Source organism: Streptomyces cirratus, assembly GCF_014650775.1.
GTDB classification, from domain to species: Bacteria; Actinomycetota; Actinomycetes; order Streptomycetales; family Streptomycetaceae; genus Streptomyces; species Streptomyces cirratus.
The window spans coordinates 61,794-75,273 of record NZ_BMVP01000006.1 but is presented as its reverse complement, the minus strand read 5'-3'; the positions used below and the strand labels follow the sequence as shown (position 1 = coordinate 75,273).

General features: G+C 72.4%; 14 protein-coding genes and 7 tRNA genes. 11 read left to right on the top strand and 10 right to left on the bottom strand.

The features are described 5' to 3' along the window. Positions 1 to 100: 100 nt before the first annotated feature. From IE207_RS17710 to IE207_RS17690, 5 genes are all read right to left on the bottom strand, one after another. Positions 101 to 175, bottom strand: a tRNA-Val gene (locus tag IE207_RS17710). Between the two features lie 50 nt (positions 176 to 225). After that, a tRNA-Val gene (locus tag IE207_RS17705) sits at positions 226 to 297 on the bottom strand. 20 nt (positions 298 to 317) lie between these two features. After that, positions 318 to 389, bottom strand: a tRNA-Val gene (locus IE207_RS17700). A 1-nt stretch (position 390) separates the two neighbouring features. Beyond that, positions 391 to 464, bottom strand: a tRNA-Cys gene (locus IE207_RS17695). Positions 465 to 502: 38 nt separating this feature from the next. Next, positions 503 to 575: transfer RNA gene (locus IE207_RS17690), tRNA-Gly, on the bottom strand. 180 nt (positions 576 to 755) lie between these two features. On the opposite strand from IE207_RS17690, the gene IE207_RS17685 reads away from it, so the two are divergent. Genes IE207_RS17685 through IE207_RS17675 form a run of 3 tightly spaced genes read left to right on the top strand, consistent with a single transcriptional unit; the run spans position 756 to position 3,559 of the window. Further along, a complete protein-coding gene (locus IE207_RS17685) occupies positions 756 to 1,859 on the top strand; it encodes a chorismate-binding protein (protein ID WP_190185206.1) in 1,104 nt (367 codons plus the stop codon). Continuing rightward, positions 1,856 to 2,677, top strand: a complete 822-nt coding sequence (locus tag IE207_RS17680; protein ID WP_190185205.1) for an aminotransferase class IV — start codon at positions 1,856 to 1,858, stop codon at positions 2,675 to 2,677. The genes IE207_RS17685 and IE207_RS17680 overlap by 4 nt, the downstream gene beginning before the upstream one ends. Positions 2,678 to 2,734: 57 nt before the next feature. Continuing rightward, positions 2,735 to 3,559, top strand: coding sequence for a GNAT family N-acetyltransferase (locus IE207_RS17675; protein WP_190185204.1), 825 nt, complete (start codon positions 2,735 to 2,737; stop codon positions 3,557 to 3,559). A 33-nt stretch (positions 3,560 to 3,592) separates the two neighbouring features. Here IE207_RS17675 and IE207_RS17670 read toward each other — a convergent pair whose 3' ends face one another. Continuing rightward, positions 3,593 to 4,117 carry a DsbA family protein gene (locus IE207_RS17670; protein WP_190185203.1) on the bottom strand — a complete coding sequence of 175 codons (525 nt, stop codon included), beginning with the start codon at positions 4,115 to 4,117 and terminating at the stop codon, positions 3,593 to 3,595. Positions 4,118 to 4,305: 188 nt separating this feature from the next. On the opposite strand from IE207_RS17670, the gene IE207_RS17665 reads away from it, so the two are divergent. Beyond that, entirely contained in the window at positions 4,306 to 4,770 is a 465-nt protein-coding gene (locus tag IE207_RS17665) for a hypothetical protein (protein WP_190185202.1), read from the top strand. Between the two features lie 215 nt (positions 4,771 to 4,985). On the opposite strand, the gene IE207_RS17660 is transcribed toward IE207_RS17665, so the two are convergent. Beyond that, a complete protein-coding gene (locus IE207_RS17660) occupies positions 4,986 to 5,606 on the bottom strand; it encodes a CGNR zinc finger domain-containing protein (protein WP_190185201.1) in 621 nt (206 codons plus the stop codon). A gap of 256 nt (positions 5,607 to 5,862) precedes the next feature. Beyond that, on the bottom strand, positions 5,863 to 6,276 hold the full coding sequence (locus IE207_RS17655) for an SsgA family sporulation/cell division regulator (protein ID WP_030011909.1): 414 nt from the start codon (positions 6,274 to 6,276) through the stop codon (positions 5,863 to 5,865). Between the two features lie 188 nt (positions 6,277 to 6,464). On the opposite strand from IE207_RS17655, the gene IE207_RS17650 reads away from it, so the two are divergent. The 4 genes from IE207_RS17650 to IE207_RS17635 all read left to right on the top strand — a co-directional run bounded on the left by IE207_RS17650 (position 6,465) and on the right by IE207_RS17635 (position 7,830). Beyond that, positions 6,465 to 6,902, top strand: a complete 438-nt coding sequence (locus IE207_RS17650; RefSeq protein WP_190185200.1) for a TIGR02611 family protein — start codon at positions 6,465 to 6,467, stop codon at positions 6,900 to 6,902. A gap of 55 nt (positions 6,903 to 6,957) precedes the next feature. Beyond that, a tRNA-Val gene (locus IE207_RS17645) sits at positions 6,958 to 7,029 on the top strand. 208 nt (positions 7,030 to 7,237) lie between these two features. After that, positions 7,238 to 7,720 carry an SRPBCC family protein gene (locus tag IE207_RS17640; protein ID WP_190185199.1) on the top strand — a complete coding sequence of 161 codons (483 nt, stop codon included), beginning with the start codon at positions 7,238 to 7,240 and terminating at the stop codon, positions 7,718 to 7,720. A 38-nt stretch (positions 7,721 to 7,758) separates the two neighbouring features. Further along, positions 7,759 to 7,830: transfer RNA gene (locus tag IE207_RS17635), tRNA-Val, on the top strand. Between the two features lie 73 nt (positions 7,831 to 7,903). On the opposite strand, the gene IE207_RS17630 is transcribed toward IE207_RS17635, so the two are convergent. Beyond that, positions 7,904 to 8,629, bottom strand: coding sequence for a 3'-5' exonuclease (locus IE207_RS17630; RefSeq protein WP_190185198.1), 726 nt, complete (start codon positions 8,627 to 8,629; stop codon positions 7,904 to 7,906). Between the two features lie 211 nt (positions 8,630 to 8,840). Between IE207_RS17630 and IE207_RS17625 the strand changes: the two genes are divergently transcribed. Both IE207_RS17625 and IE207_RS17620 read left to right on the top strand, forming a co-directional pair. Further along, entirely contained in the window at positions 8,841 to 9,431 is a 591-nt protein-coding gene (locus IE207_RS17625) for a DUF4365 domain-containing protein (protein ID WP_190185197.1), read from the top strand. After that, on the top strand, positions 9,431 to 10,651 hold the full coding sequence (locus IE207_RS17620; RefSeq protein ID WP_190185196.1) for a hypothetical protein: 1,221 nt from the start codon (positions 9,431 to 9,433) through the stop codon (positions 10,649 to 10,651). Before IE207_RS17625 ends, IE207_RS17620 begins: the two co-directional genes overlap by 1 nt. 47 nt (positions 10,652 to 10,698) lie before the next feature. On the opposite strand, the gene IE207_RS17615 is transcribed toward IE207_RS17620, so the two are convergent. Further along, positions 10,699 to 11,178: a GNAT family N-acetyltransferase gene (locus IE207_RS17615; protein WP_190185195.1), complete on the bottom strand. Its 480-nt coding sequence runs from the start codon at positions 11,176 to 11,178 to the stop codon at positions 10,699 to 10,701. A gap of 300 nt (positions 11,179 to 11,478) precedes the next feature. Between IE207_RS17615 and thrS the strand changes: the two genes are divergently transcribed. After that, entirely contained in the window at positions 11,479 to 13,455 is a 1,977-nt protein-coding gene (gene thrS / locus IE207_RS17610) for a threonine--tRNA ligase (protein WP_190185194.1), read from the top strand. Positions 13,456 to 13,480: the final 25 nt, after the last annotated feature.

Sequence of the window (13,480 nt, the reverse complement as noted above, 5' to 3'; positions counted from 1 at the left end):
CTCCAGGCCTTTTCACGCCCTCCACGCCCGCTCCGTCTCCCGCGCCGTGTGCCGCAACGGGAAAGAGCCCCGGCCGTGGAGACGGCCGGGGCTCTTGCGGTGGTGCGCGATACTGGGATTGAACCAGTGACCTCTTCCGTGTCAGGGAAGCGCTCTCCCGCTGAGCTAATCGCGCGGGATCACGGCTCGAAAGCCGCAGGTGGAGCAGGTGTTACAGGTGCTGCGTGCGCGATACTGGGATTGAACCAGTGACCTCTTCCGTGTCAGGGAAGCGCTCTCCCGCTGAGCTAATCGCGCGGGTGGTCCTCGCGGACCAGTGGACGATACTGGGATTGAACCAGTGACCTCTTCCGTGTCAGGGAAGCGCTCTCCCGCTGAGCTAATCGTCCTTGGAGGTGGAGACGGGATTTGAACCCGTGTAGACGGCTTTGCAGGCCGTTGCCTCGCCTCTCGGCCACTCCACCAGGAGCTGCGGGGATTCTCGGGAAGACCCCCCACTTCGAGCGGACGACGAGACTCGAACTCGCGACATCCACCTTGGCAAGGTGGTGCTCTACCAACTGAGCTACGTCCGCAGGTCACCGTGTTCGCTCCGGGGGTGTTCCCCTTCGCTCCCTGGCGACGTGTTGAACTCTAGCGGATTCCCGGTCCAGCTCAAAAACGCGTTTCCGCAGCGTGCTGCCGCTCGATCACCGCCGGTCACCCCCCTGTCACCTCTCCGGCGCCATCCCGTCACCGGTCATAGACTCGCAGCCGTGCACGACCTGCCTCCCATGGCCCGCTTCGGCGGCCGCCTCGCGACCGATCTCCGCGACGTCACCAGCGACCCCTCCGCCCTCGACTCCACCGGCTTCTGGGCGGTGGCCGCCGACTTCGGGGGCCGACTGGTGTGCGCGCGCTTCGGGGACGTACGACCCGACCCCGTGCCCGCGCCCGTCCCCGGCGCCTGGCGCGGGCCCGCCGCCGGCCAGTGGGCGTCCTCGCTCGACCGGGCCGCGTACGTGGCGGGCGTGCGCCGCATCCGCGAGCACATCGCCCGCGGCGAGGTCTACCAGGCCAACCTCTGCCGCGTGCTGTCCGCGCCGCTGCCCGACCCGGCCCGTGCGGACGTCGACGCCCTCACCGCCCTGCTCGCGCGCGGCAACCCCGCGCCCTACGCAGGAACGATTCGGCTCCCGGCCCACGGCGTCGAGATCGCCACCGCCTCACCCGAACTGTTCCTGCGCCGCGGCGGCCGGCACGTGGAGTCCGGGCCCATCAAGGGAACCGGTCGCACCGCCGCCGACCTGCTCCCCAAGGACCACGCCGAGAACGTGATGATCGTGGACCTGGTGCGGAACGACCTCGGCCGCGTCTGCGCGCCGGGCTCGGTCACCGTTCCCGAACTGTGCGCCGTCGAAGAGCACCCCGGGCTGGTCCACCTCGTCTCCACCGTCAGCGGGGAACTGGCCGAGGACGCCGGCTGGCCGGAGCTGCTCGCGGCCACCTTCCCGCCCGGTTCCGTCACCGGCGCCCCCAAATCCTCGGCGCTGCGGATCATCGAGGCCCTGGAGACGGCCCCGCGCGGCCCCTACTGCGGGGGCATCGGCTGGGTCGACGCCGATCGGGGCACCGCCGAGCTCGCCGTCGGCATCCGCACCTTCTGGATCGACCGCGAGGTGCCCGGCGGGGCCCGCCTGAGGTTCGGCACCGGCGCCGGCATCACCTGGGGCTCCGACCCGGAACGGGAGTGGGCCGAGACCGAACTGAAAGCGGCCCGGCTGCTCACGGTAGCGTCGGGGACGCACGATTCGTACGAGACGCGCGAGCCTCATGAGGCACACGATGCGCATGGGCTGAGTGAAGGGACCGTTCGGTGAGGATCTGGCTCAACGGGGAGCTGCGGGACGCGGACGCGGCGAAGGTGTCCGTACTGGACCACGGGCTGACCGTGGGCGACGGCCTCTTCGAGACGCTCAAGGCTCAGGACGGGAAGGTGTTCGCGCTCACCCGCCACCTGGACCGGCTGACCCGCTCGGCCCGCGGCCTCGGGCTGCCCGACCCCGACCTGGACGAGGTGCGCCGCGCCTGCGCCGCCGTACTGGAAGCCAACCCGATGCCGCTCGGCCGGCTCCGCATCACCTACACCGGCGGCGTCTCCCCGCTGGGCTCCGAGCGCGGCAAGACCGGCCCCACCCTGGTCGTCGCCGTCGGCCAGACCACCCGGCGCCCCGACACCACCGCCGTGGTCACCGTGCCCTGGGTCCGCAACGAGCGCTCGGCGCTGACCGGACTCAAGACCACCTCGTACGCCGAGAACGTGGTCGCGCTCGCCCGGGCCCACGGGGCGGGTGCCTCCGAGGCCCTCTTCGCCAACACCGTGGGGCAGCTCTGCGAGGGCACCGGCTCCAACGTGTTCGTCGTCCTGGACGGGGAACTGCACACCCCGCCCGTCGCCTCCGGCTGCCTGGCGGGCATCACCCGGGCCCTCGTGGTGGAGTGGACCGGAGCCAAGGAGACCGACCTGCCCCTCGACGTACTGGAGCGCGCGGACGAGGTCTTCCTCACCTCCACCCTGCGCGACGTCCAGGCGGTCCACCGCATCGACGGCCGCCTCCTGACGGCCGCCCCGGGGCCCGTCACCGCCAAGGCCATGCGGATCTTCGACGAGCGCGCGGGCTCCGACCTCGACCCGTAGACGTACCGGGCGCCCGCGCCCTGTCGCGGCGGCCGTGCGGAGGGTAGAACTCGACGGATGACCACCACTCTGCGGCCGAGCGGGCCGCTCCAGCAGGGCGAGGACGGCGCGCGCTCGCGCCCGTACGAGGTACGCGTCAACAGCAGGCGCGTCGGAGAGCTGGTGATCCGCGCCGGAACCGCGTTCGGGCCGCAGGTCGGGGAGATCGGCGATCTGGTCATCGACCCGCCGGACCGCCGCCGGGGCCGCGCCACCGTCGCCGCCCTCGCCGCCGAGGAGGTGCTGCGGGGCTGGGGCTGCCGGCGGGTCCGGGTCTCGGTTCCCGCCGGGTCGCCGGGCGGGCTGCGGCTGGCCGAGGCCCTTGGGTACACCGAGTACAGCCGCTACCTGGCCAAACCGCTCCCGGCCGAGCCGCCCGCCCTGCCCGAAGGCGTCACGGCCCGCCCCATGACGGAGGCCGAGTACACGGCCTGGGCCGCCGGGGCGCCGGCCGGGTACGCGGCGGAGCTGGCCGCGCGGGGGATGCCGGAGCGCGACGCGCACGCGCGGGCGGTCGCCGACCACGCGGCCCGCTTCCCGGCCGGCCGGGACACCGCGGGCGTCACCCTCGCCGTCCTGGAGGCGGCCGGCGTCCCCGTCGGCCGCCTATGGCTCGCCGCGCACGGCCAGGACGCGTACGTCTTCGAGGTCGAGGTCGCCGAGGGGCACCGCAGGCGCGGCCACGGCCGTGCGCTGATGCTGCTCGCGGAACGCGAGGCCCTCAGCGCGGGCCACCGGAGGGTCGCGCTCCAGGTCTTCACCACGAACGCCCCGGCGCTGCGCCTGTACGAGTCCCTCGGCTACCGGCCCACGGACCTGAACTACGCCAAGGACCTGCTGTAGCCGCCCACCCGTACCCCGCTCACCCTTGGCCGCTCAGCCCGCGAGCAGCCGGTCGGCGATCTCCTCGATGCGGGCGCGCAGGCCCCGCTGGCTCTTGCCGCCGTCGAGGCGCTCGCCGCCGATCACGTACGTGGGGGTGCCGCTCACGCCGATCGCCTTGCCCTCGGCCTGGTCGGCGTCGACGATCAGGATGTGCCGTCCGTCGACCAGGGCGGTGTCGAACTCCTCCACGTCCAGGCCGAGTTCACGTGCCACGTCGAGCAGTACCGGCTCCCCGCGCTCGGCCAGCTCGGCGGTGCGGGCCAGTACCGCCTCCGCGTACGGCCAGCCCTGTCCCTGCTCCGCGGCTTCCTCGGCGGCCTGGGCCGCGGCGAAGGCGTGCTTGTGCTTCTCCAGCGGGAAGTGCCGCAGCACGATGTCCAGCCGGTCGCCGTAGCGGGCCCTCAGGGCGCGTACGTCCTCAAGGGCCGCGTGGCAGTCCGGGCACTGGAGCTCGCACCACACCTCCAGGACGACGGGGGCGGCGGAGGCGGAGTCGGGGGAGTGGGAATCGGTCATGCGCACAGTCTCCCAGCTCGCCCTGCGCCGCACCGACCGGCACCTGCGGAGGAGGGCCGACCCCGAGATGTCCCGGAGATCGGTCCGGGAGCCGCGCGGGGCGTGGCCGCCGCTGCGGTGGCCGGTGCACGATGGACGGGGACGGACCACCGCTCCCCGTCCGACCCCGTCGGCTCCTGGAGGACAGCATGCTCGCCGAGACCATTTGTTCCGCGGTGTCCGCGGCGGGCCTGGGAATCGCCGCGGTGACCGCGTACCGCAGGCGTTTCCTCACGGCGACGCGCATCGCCGCGTACGCGCTGGTACCCGTCGCGCTGGTGCTGACCGGTGCCGTCGAGTGGGTCGCGGGGATGGTGTTCAAGCCGTCCGTGTGGATCGGCGTCGGGCTGCTGGGCGTGGCGTGGCTGCTGCTCATGGCCACCCGGGCCGTCGAGCGCCGCACGCTCGGCCGGCCCGCCAAGCAGAAGGAGCCGAGGGGGCAGAAGGAGCCGAGGGCGGCCGGGGGCCGGCCCGCCCGGGACGCCGTCGCTCCCGACGCCTCCGCGCCCTCCCTCGGCGCCGGCCCGCGGCCCGGCCGGGCGCCGGAGCGGGCCGCGGCCCCGGCGGACGACTTCTCCGACATCGAGGCGATCCTCAAGAAGCACGGCATCTGACCGGGGCGCATGCGGCCCCAGTACCGGCCCGCACGTCACGGGATAGGGCGAACTCCGCCGCGCCACTGGCGTGTTGAGGGGCGAATCCGGGTGCGCTGGGCGATCATCGGCCCGACATGCCGGACACATCACCTGGTGAGCCGTCGGCTCACACCCCCGCCGAAGAAGCCCGCGGCTGCCTCTTCGCGCTGTCCCAGCCGCCCCTGATGATCTTCCTAGCGGTGATCGGCACCCTGTTGCTGCTCGCCGCCGTACACGACCTCTTCCTGCTCTGAGCCGTGCGTGTCCGCCTCCTTGCGGCGCGCCCGGTACGCGGCCACGTGCAGCCGGTTTCCGCAGGTCCGGCTGTCACAGTAGCGCCGCGAACGGTTGCGGGAGAGGTCGACGAAGGCCCGTCGGCAGTCCGGGGCCTCGCAGCGGCGCAGCCGCTCCTGCTCTCCCGAGACCACGATGAACGCCAGCGCCATGCCGCCGTCCGCCGCCAGGTGGTCACCCACCGAGGCGCCCGGCGCGAAGTAGTGCACGTGCCAGTCGTAGCCGTCGTGATCGGTCAGGCGCGGCGTGGTGCCGGCCGTGGCAACCAGTTCGTTGATCAGTGCGGCCGCGGCACGGGGGTTCGGAGCGGCGAAGGTCTGCGCGAACTTGTCCCGGACGGTGCGCACCCCGGCGAGGTCGCGGGCCCCGAGCTCACCCACGTCGCTGATCGCGTACTCCTGGACGAAACCGCGCAGCGCGCCCACATCGGACAGCCCGTCGGGCCTGCCGGGTTCGGCCGCGGTGTTCACCAGCGCGACGACGACGTCGAGCGCGCGACGGGTGTCGTGGGGGATCTGCACGGGGTCTCCCTGGGGGCCGGGCCTGCGGCGATCGGTCTTGGCCGCGTTGGGGGCCGACTCTAGCCGCCCCCGGCCGCCGCCGGGAGGTGCGACCGTTGCGTTCCCGCAACGCACGACGGCGCCGCTCCCGCGGTTGGATTCCGCGAGAACAGCGCCGGCACTGCCGCATGTGGTGTTGTTCCTCCCGCACCGTCGCCCCGAGTCGGACGGTGTCGGGTGGCCCCCGGCCGCTGCCGGGAGGAGTCCTCGTCCTGGGTCAGCTTTCGGCCAGGATGTGGGAAAGCTCCTTGTCGAGGTCGAAGTGCCGGTGTTCGGTCCCGGGTGGGACCGCGGCGTCCGTCCGCTTGAGGAAAGACTCAAGGGCTCGGGCGGGTGCTTCGAGCAGTGCTTCTCCTTCCGGAGAGCTGAGGGCGATGCAGACGACTCCCTGACCGTGGCTGCGGGACGGCCAGACGCGGACGTCGCCGGTGCCGGTGGGCCGGTGGAGGCCCTCTGCGAGGAGGTCGCGGGCGAATACCCATTCGACCGTCTCCTCGGCGCCGGTGTGGAAGGTGGCGTGCACGGCGTAGGGATCGGCCGTGTCATACCGCAGGCCCGCGGGAACAGGCAGTGAGGACTCGCTCGACACAACGAGGCGCAGGTGCAGCTCGCAGCTGACCGTGGTGTTCATAAGCGCCAGGGCCTTTCGCTCAGTGTGCGCTCGGGGATTCGCACGTCGGCGAAATCGACATGCCACCTACGGTGGCGTTGTAAACCCCTCTGACCGTTTTGCGGACCTCTGGGTCCCTCGTACGGCGGATCCAAACGGCCGATCCCATGTGCTTCCGGCCCGCGTTCCACCTCCGGTAGATTCGACCCATGAATACGGGGAGTGACCGCGAGACCAACGAATCCGCGCAGGGCGGAGCGGATTCCGAAGCCCAGCCGCACGTGTCGAAGGCGCCCGCCTTCGTCAAGGCCAACCGCAGCCTGCACCTGAGCTGGCAGATCGGGGTCTTCGTCGTCGGCCTGGCCGTCATCGCCGCGGGCGTCGCGATGCTCGTCCTGCCGGGTCCCGGCTGGGTCGCGATCTTCGCGGGTCTGTTCATCTGGGGGACCGAGTTCGCCTGGGCCCAGGTGGTGCTGCGGTGGACGAAGCGCAAGGTCGCCGAGGCCGCCCAGAAGGCCATGGACCCGAGGGTGCGCCGGCGCAACCTCATCCTGACCGGCGTCGGCTTCGCCGTGGCGGCCGCGCTGATCGGCTTCTACCTGTGGAAGTACGGCTTCATGCTGCCCTGGAACATCAAGGACCAGTGATCGGCACCGATGGCGTAGAGCGCCGCTGACATGCGGTAATGTTTGCGGTGCGTCCGGGCGATTAGCTCAGTGGGAGAGCACTTCGTTCACACCGAAGGGGTCACTGGTTCGAACCCAGTATCGCCCACCGGACCAAAGGCCCGGAGACTCGTGAAGAGTCTCCGGGCCTTTGTCGTGCGCGGGGCCCGTGAGGGGGTTCTCGCGCCCCCGCGGGTGGTTGCCGGTCCCGTCCGGCGGGCGGGGTGCCGCGGGGGCGTCATGGGGCCTGAGCCCTTCGTGGGGGGGCAGGGGCGCCGACCGGGATAGCCCGTCCGTGGCCGGGGCAGGCTCGCGGCATGGACCGCAGCCCCCGCCGTCGACCGAGTCGTTTCCGCTTCCGCAGCGTGTGGGACCTCGACGCCCCGCCCGCAGTCGTCTACCGAGCCCTGGAACGGGCCGCGGACTACCCGCTCTGGTGGCCCCAGGTCCGCCGCTTCGAGTCCGGCGACGCCGACGGGCGCACCGGTACCGCCGTCATCCGCTCCGTGCTCCCGTACGCCCTGCGCGTCACCGCCACCGAACTGCTGCGCGACCCCGCCGGCGGCGTGCTGGAGGTCGCGCTGAGCGGGGACCTGGAAGGCTGGGCGCGGTGGACCGTACGCCCGCGCGGGACCCGCACCCGCGCCCTTTACGAGCAGGAGGCCGAGGTGCGCCGCCCGTTGCTGCGCCGCCTCGCGGTGCCCGGGAGGCCCCTGTTCCGGCTGAACCACACCCTCATGATGCGCGCCGGACAGCGGGCCTTGGCCGCACGGCTGGAGGCCCAGCCGGAAGCGGTTTGAACAGAACCCCGGGGCTCTTGTATTGTTCAACCCGTTCCGGGCGATTAGCTCAGCGGGAGAGCACTTCGTTCACACCGAAGGGGTCACTGGTTCGATCCCAGTATCGCCCACCGGGACAGGCCGGTCCGTCGCAAGACGGACCGGCCTTCCGCTTTCCCGGGTGCTTCGTTCCCGGGTGCTCCGTCATGCCGCGGCCGGGACTTCGGGACGCAGCGGCCAGTGCGGGTCCACCGGTTCCGGGGTGCCCTGGCGGGCGAACCAGGCCTGGAGCCCCCGCGCCTGAGCCGCGTGCCACACCGCCTGGAGCGTGTGCAGTTCCGCCGGCGTCAGCCGCTCCAGCCGGCCCGCGAACCGGCGCCCGAGCGCCCGTACGAGTTCCAGCGACGCGAGCGCGTCCGCCGCCGCGTCGTGCGCCCCCTCCAGCTCTATCCCGTAGTGCGCGCAGAGGTCGCCCAGGGTGCGGCGGCCCTTGCGGTAGCGGTCCAGGTGCTTGTCCAGTACCCGCGGGTCCAGCACCGTCAGCGGCCGGTCGTCCAGGTACCGCGCCAGTGAGGACGCCCGGTGCCTGCGCAACTCCCGGTCCAGCAGCGTCAGGTCGAACGGCGCGTTCATCACCACCAGCGGCCGGCCCGCCAGGCGCTGCTCACCGAGCGAACGGGCTATCTCCTCCACCACCGGCGCCGGCCAACGGCCGTTGCGCTGGAGGTGTTCGTCGGTCAGGCCGTGCACTTCCGTGGCGCCCCGGGGCACCGGGATGCCCGGATTGACGAGCCAGCGCGTGGTGCGGACCCGGCCGCCCGCACACTCCTGCACGACGAGCGCGGCGGACACGATCCGGTCCTGCTCGACGTCCAACCCGGTCGTCTCCGTGTCGAATGCGGCCAGCGGTCCCTCGTACCAGCGTGTCATGGCGAACTCCTCGTCCCCGATCGGCAGATGGGGCGCGACATGAGCTCGCCACCCCCTTGCCCGAAACGGTGATACCCGGGCTGTTTGCCCCGTACGCCGTTTGCCGGGCCTCTGCTGCGGAGACAACCTCCTTGGGGGACCGCACACCTGATCGGGCGTCACCCCCACCACCCCTCACGAGGCAGAGCCCGCAAGGCATGGGGAGCCGGCCATGGCGCTCGCGCAGCCCGAACCGGGCGGGGTGCTGCAGGGGCGGATCGGACCGCGGACGGACGCGGGAACCGGACCGCTGCGCGGCTCCCTCGCCACCACCGCCTGCATGGAGACCCTCCAGGTGGGCTACCTGCACGCAGTCGCCGCCGCGGCCGGCTGCTCGCTGTCCCAGCCCTTTCCCGACAACGGCATCGACTGGCACGTCAGTCACGGCGCGTCCGAGCACGTCGTCGACGACGAGGTCACCATCAAGGTGCAGTTGAAGGCGACCTACCAGATACCGCCCCGGCCGGCCGGGGCCACCTTCGGCTTCACCCTCGACAACGAACACCTCGTGAAGCTGGCCCGCACGCCGGTCGCCGTCCACAAGATCCTCGTGGTGATGCTCGTCCCGCGGGAGCGCGGGCAGTGGCTGAGCGCCGGGCACGACCGGCTCGACCTGCGGCACTGCTGCTACTGGACGAATCTCGCCGGGCAGCCCGTGACCGGCCGGCGCCGGACCACCGTACGGATCCCCACCACGCGGATCTTCGACGACCGGGCGCTCTGCGAGATCATGACCCGGGTCGGGTCGGGAGGGACACCCTGATGAACCGGAACGCACCACGTCTCGAACCGCTGTCGTCCCCGTCGCCGTACGCGGACCCCGCGTCGAGCGGGACGCCCGACGCGGCGCACGTCGACCCGGCCGTGCTCGGCGCGCTCCTGCACCGGCACGGCTGGCTGCGGCGGGGCGGCGCCGCCGGACGGTACGGGCGCTGGACCCCGCCCGGACAGGCGGGCACCAGCCTGCTCGTGCCGGAGAGCCGGACCTTCCCCGACTGCGCAGACCTCATGGAGGAGGCGCTGACCGCCCTCTCGCGCGGCGGGCTGCCCGCGGCCAGGGAGGTGCTGCTCGGGCTGAGCGTGCCGAGCGACGAGATCCACTGGGAGCGGGAGTTCCCCGAGGGCGCGTACGCGGCGCACCGGGCGGAGGCCTGGCCCGTGCAGGAGCAGCTCCGCTCGGCCGCCCGGCAGCTGCTGCTGGCCGGGGCGCTCGCCGCCCGCGCCCGGGCCGGGTACTACGGCGCGCGGCACCGCGCCCAGGCCGAGCGGGCGCTGGACGGCGTGCTCGTGGGCCCCTCGCCGGGCGGCCGCCGGCTGACCGCGTACCTCCCGGTGGACGGGGGGCGGGCCGTGGTGACCCGGCTGCACCACGCCCTGCACGCGGCGCGCGAAGCCGTGGACTACCGGCGGGCCACCGGCGGCATGGACGCCTTCGACGCGGCGGTGGGGGCCGGGGTCAGCCGGGAGCTCGCGGACGCGCTGATCGCGCTCGTACGGGGTTCCGAGGGGGCCCGCGTCTCGCTGGCCTGGGCACCGGCGGCCGGGGTCCCCGCCGGGTGCGCGGCGCGGCCGGAGCCGGTGGAGTTCTCCCCGGGCGACCTGCCGGTGCTGCGGGAGGCGGCGGCCCGCTACACCCGGGACGAGCCGGCGCTCCCGGTGCGCCTGGCCGGGGCGGTGGTCCGGATGCGGCGCTCGGCCCCGGGGGGCGGCGGGACGGTCCGGCTGCGGGTGCTGGCGGGGGTGGAGGTGCCCTACGTACGGGCCAAGCTGGACGAGGAGGCCTACCGGGTCGCGGGCCACGCCCACCTGGTGGGTCTGCCGGTCCGGGTGAGCGGCCGGCTCCAGCGCCGGGGCGGCTTCCGCCGGCTGACCGACGCCACCGACGTCACCCCGGTCCCGCTCGACGAGGTGGAGCGCGACCGCCTGATGAAATCGCTGGACGAGTCCTTCGACCCGTCGGACGCACTGCCCTCCGACGACTAGGGGGTGTCTGGCGGATCATGCCCGGGCCCGGGTCCGCCAGACACCCCCTAGGCCCCGGCCGGGGCGCGCGTGAAGGAGGCCATGCGCAGGCCCGGGGCGGGGGAGAAGTCCTCGCCGCGGTCGAAGCCCAGCCGTTCGTAGAGCCCCACCGCGGGGACGTTGGCGGCGCCCGTGGTGACCTCGACCGGGCGGCCCGGGAAGAGCTCGGTCAGCGCGTGGCGCAGCAGCAGGGAGGCGATGCCCCGGCGGAACCAGGCCGGTGCCACGCAGAGCCGGTCGATGCAGACTCCGCCGTCGGCCCGGTCCTCCCAGGCGAGGAATCCCGTGAGCTCCCCGGTCCCGGAGACGGCGCCGACCCACCTCAGGTCCTGCGCCCGCATCTCGGGGAGGCTCTCGCGCAGCGCCGGGATGCCGTCGAAGCCGATCAGCCCGGCCTCCACCGCGTAGGAGTCGCGCCCGATCCGGAACACGGCGGCCGCGGTGGCCTCGTCGGCCAGGTCCAGCGGACGGATCTGCGGGCTCGCCATACGGTTCCCTCCGGCGGATTAGGGCGGTCGGCCCACAGTAGCGGGCGGGCGCGGGCCCCCCACGGGCCGCCCGCGCCCGTGAAGGGAAGCACCACGTCCACCGGGGCCGCGCCCCGGTGTGGCCTTCCCGCACGGTTGTCCGGGCGTGGAGGGGCGCCGCCGCACCCGGCGGCCCGGGCCGGGCACCGGGCCCCCGTGGGGCGGGCCCGGCAGTAACCGTTTAGCGGCGCGGCCACAACGCTCGGTACGATTCAGGCGCGCAGTGTTCGCTCGCGCACCCCCAGAGTTCAGGAGAGACCGGTGTCAGACGTCCGTGTGATCATCCAACGCGATTCCGAGCGGGACGAGCGCGTGGTGGCCACGGGCACTACGGCGGCCGAGCTCTTCGCCGGCGAGCGCACCGTCGTGGCCGCGCGCATCGCGGGCGAGCTCAAGGACCTCTCGTACGAGGTGAGGGACGGCGAGTCCGTCGAGCCGGTGGAGATCTCCTCCGAGGACGGCCTGAACATCCTGCGCCACTCGACCGCGCACGTCATGGCGCAGGCCGTGCAGGAACTCTTCCCCGAAGCCAAGCTGGGCATCGGCCCGCCGGTCCAGAACGGCTTCTACTACGACTTCGACGTCGCGAAGCCCTTCACCCCCGATGACCTCAAGGCCATCGAGAAGAAGATGCAGGAGATCCAGAAGCGGGGCCAGAAGTTCTCCCGCCGCGTGGTCACCGACGAGGCGGCCCGCGAGGAGCTCGCCGACGAGCCGTACAAGCTGGAGCTCATCGGCATCAAGGGCTCCGCCTCGACCGACGACGGTGCGAACGTCGAGGTGGGCGGCGGCGAGCTGACCATCTACGACAACCTGGACGCGAAGACCGGCGAGCTGTGCTGGAAGGACCTCTGCCGCGGTCCCCACCTGCCCACCACCCGCAACATCCCGGCGTTCAAGCTGATGCGCAACGCCGCCGCCTACTGGCGCGGCAGCGAGAAGAACCCGATGCTCCAGCGCATCTACGGCACCGCCTGGCCCTCCAAGGACGAGCTCAAGGCGCACCTCGACTTCCTCGCCGAGGCCGAGAAGCGCGACCACCGCAAGCTCGGCAGCGAGCTGGACCTCTTCTCCATCCCGGACGAGATCGGCTCCGGCCTGGCCGTCTTCCACCCCCGCGGCGGCATCATCCGCCGGGTCATGGAGGACTACAGCCGCAAGAAGCACGAGGAGCACGACTACGAGTTCGTGTACTCGCCGCACGCCACCAAGGGCGCGCTCTTCGAGAAGAGCGGTCACCTGGACTGGTACGCGGAGGGCATGTACCCCCCCATGCAGCTCGACGGTGGTACCGACTACTACCTCAAGCCCATGAACTGCCCGATGCACAACCTGATCTTCGACGCGCGCGGCCGCTCCTACCGCGAACTGCCCCTGCGGCTGTTCGAGTTCGGCACGGTCTACCGTTACGAGAAGTCGGGCGTCGTGCACGGTCTGACCCGTGCCCGCGGCTTCACCCAGGACGACGCGCACATCTACTGCACCCGCGAGCAGATGGCCGAGGAGCTCGACCGCACCCTCACCTTCGTGCTCGACCTGCTGCGCGACTACGGCCTGAACGACTTCTACCTGGAGCTGTCCACCAAGGACCCGGAGAAGTACGTCGGCTCGGACGAGGCGTGGGAGGAGGCCACCGCGGTCCTCCAGTCGGTCGCCGAGAAGCAGGGCCTCCCGCTGACCCCCGACCCGGGCGGCGCGGCCTTCTACGGCCCGAAGATCTCCGTGCAGGCGCGTGACGCCATCGGCCGTACCTGGCAGATGTCGACCGTCCAGCTCGACTTCAACCTCCCGGAGCGGTTCAACCTGGAGTACACCGCGTCCGACGGCTCCCGCCAGCGGCCGGTCATGATCCACCGCGCCCTGTTCGGCTCCATCGAGCGGTTCTTCGCCGTACTGCTGGAGCACTACGCGGGCGCCATGCCGCCGTGGCTGGCCCCGGTCCAGGCGGTCGGCATCCCGATCGGCGACGGGCACGTGGAGTACCTCCAGGAGTTCGCCGCCGCGGCGAAGAAGAAGGGGCTGCGCGTCGAGGTGGACGCCTCCTCCGACCGCATGCAGAAGAAGATCAGGAACCACCAGAAGCTCAAGGTCCCGTTCATGATCATCGTCGGTGACGAGGACATGGCCGCCGGCACCGTCTCCTTCCGCTACCGCGACGGTTCGCAGGAGAACGGCATCGCCAAGGACGAGGCGCTGGCCAAGCTGGCCCAGGTCGTCGAGGACCGCGTCCAGGTCTGACCGGCACGGCCCGGCCGGCCCGCTC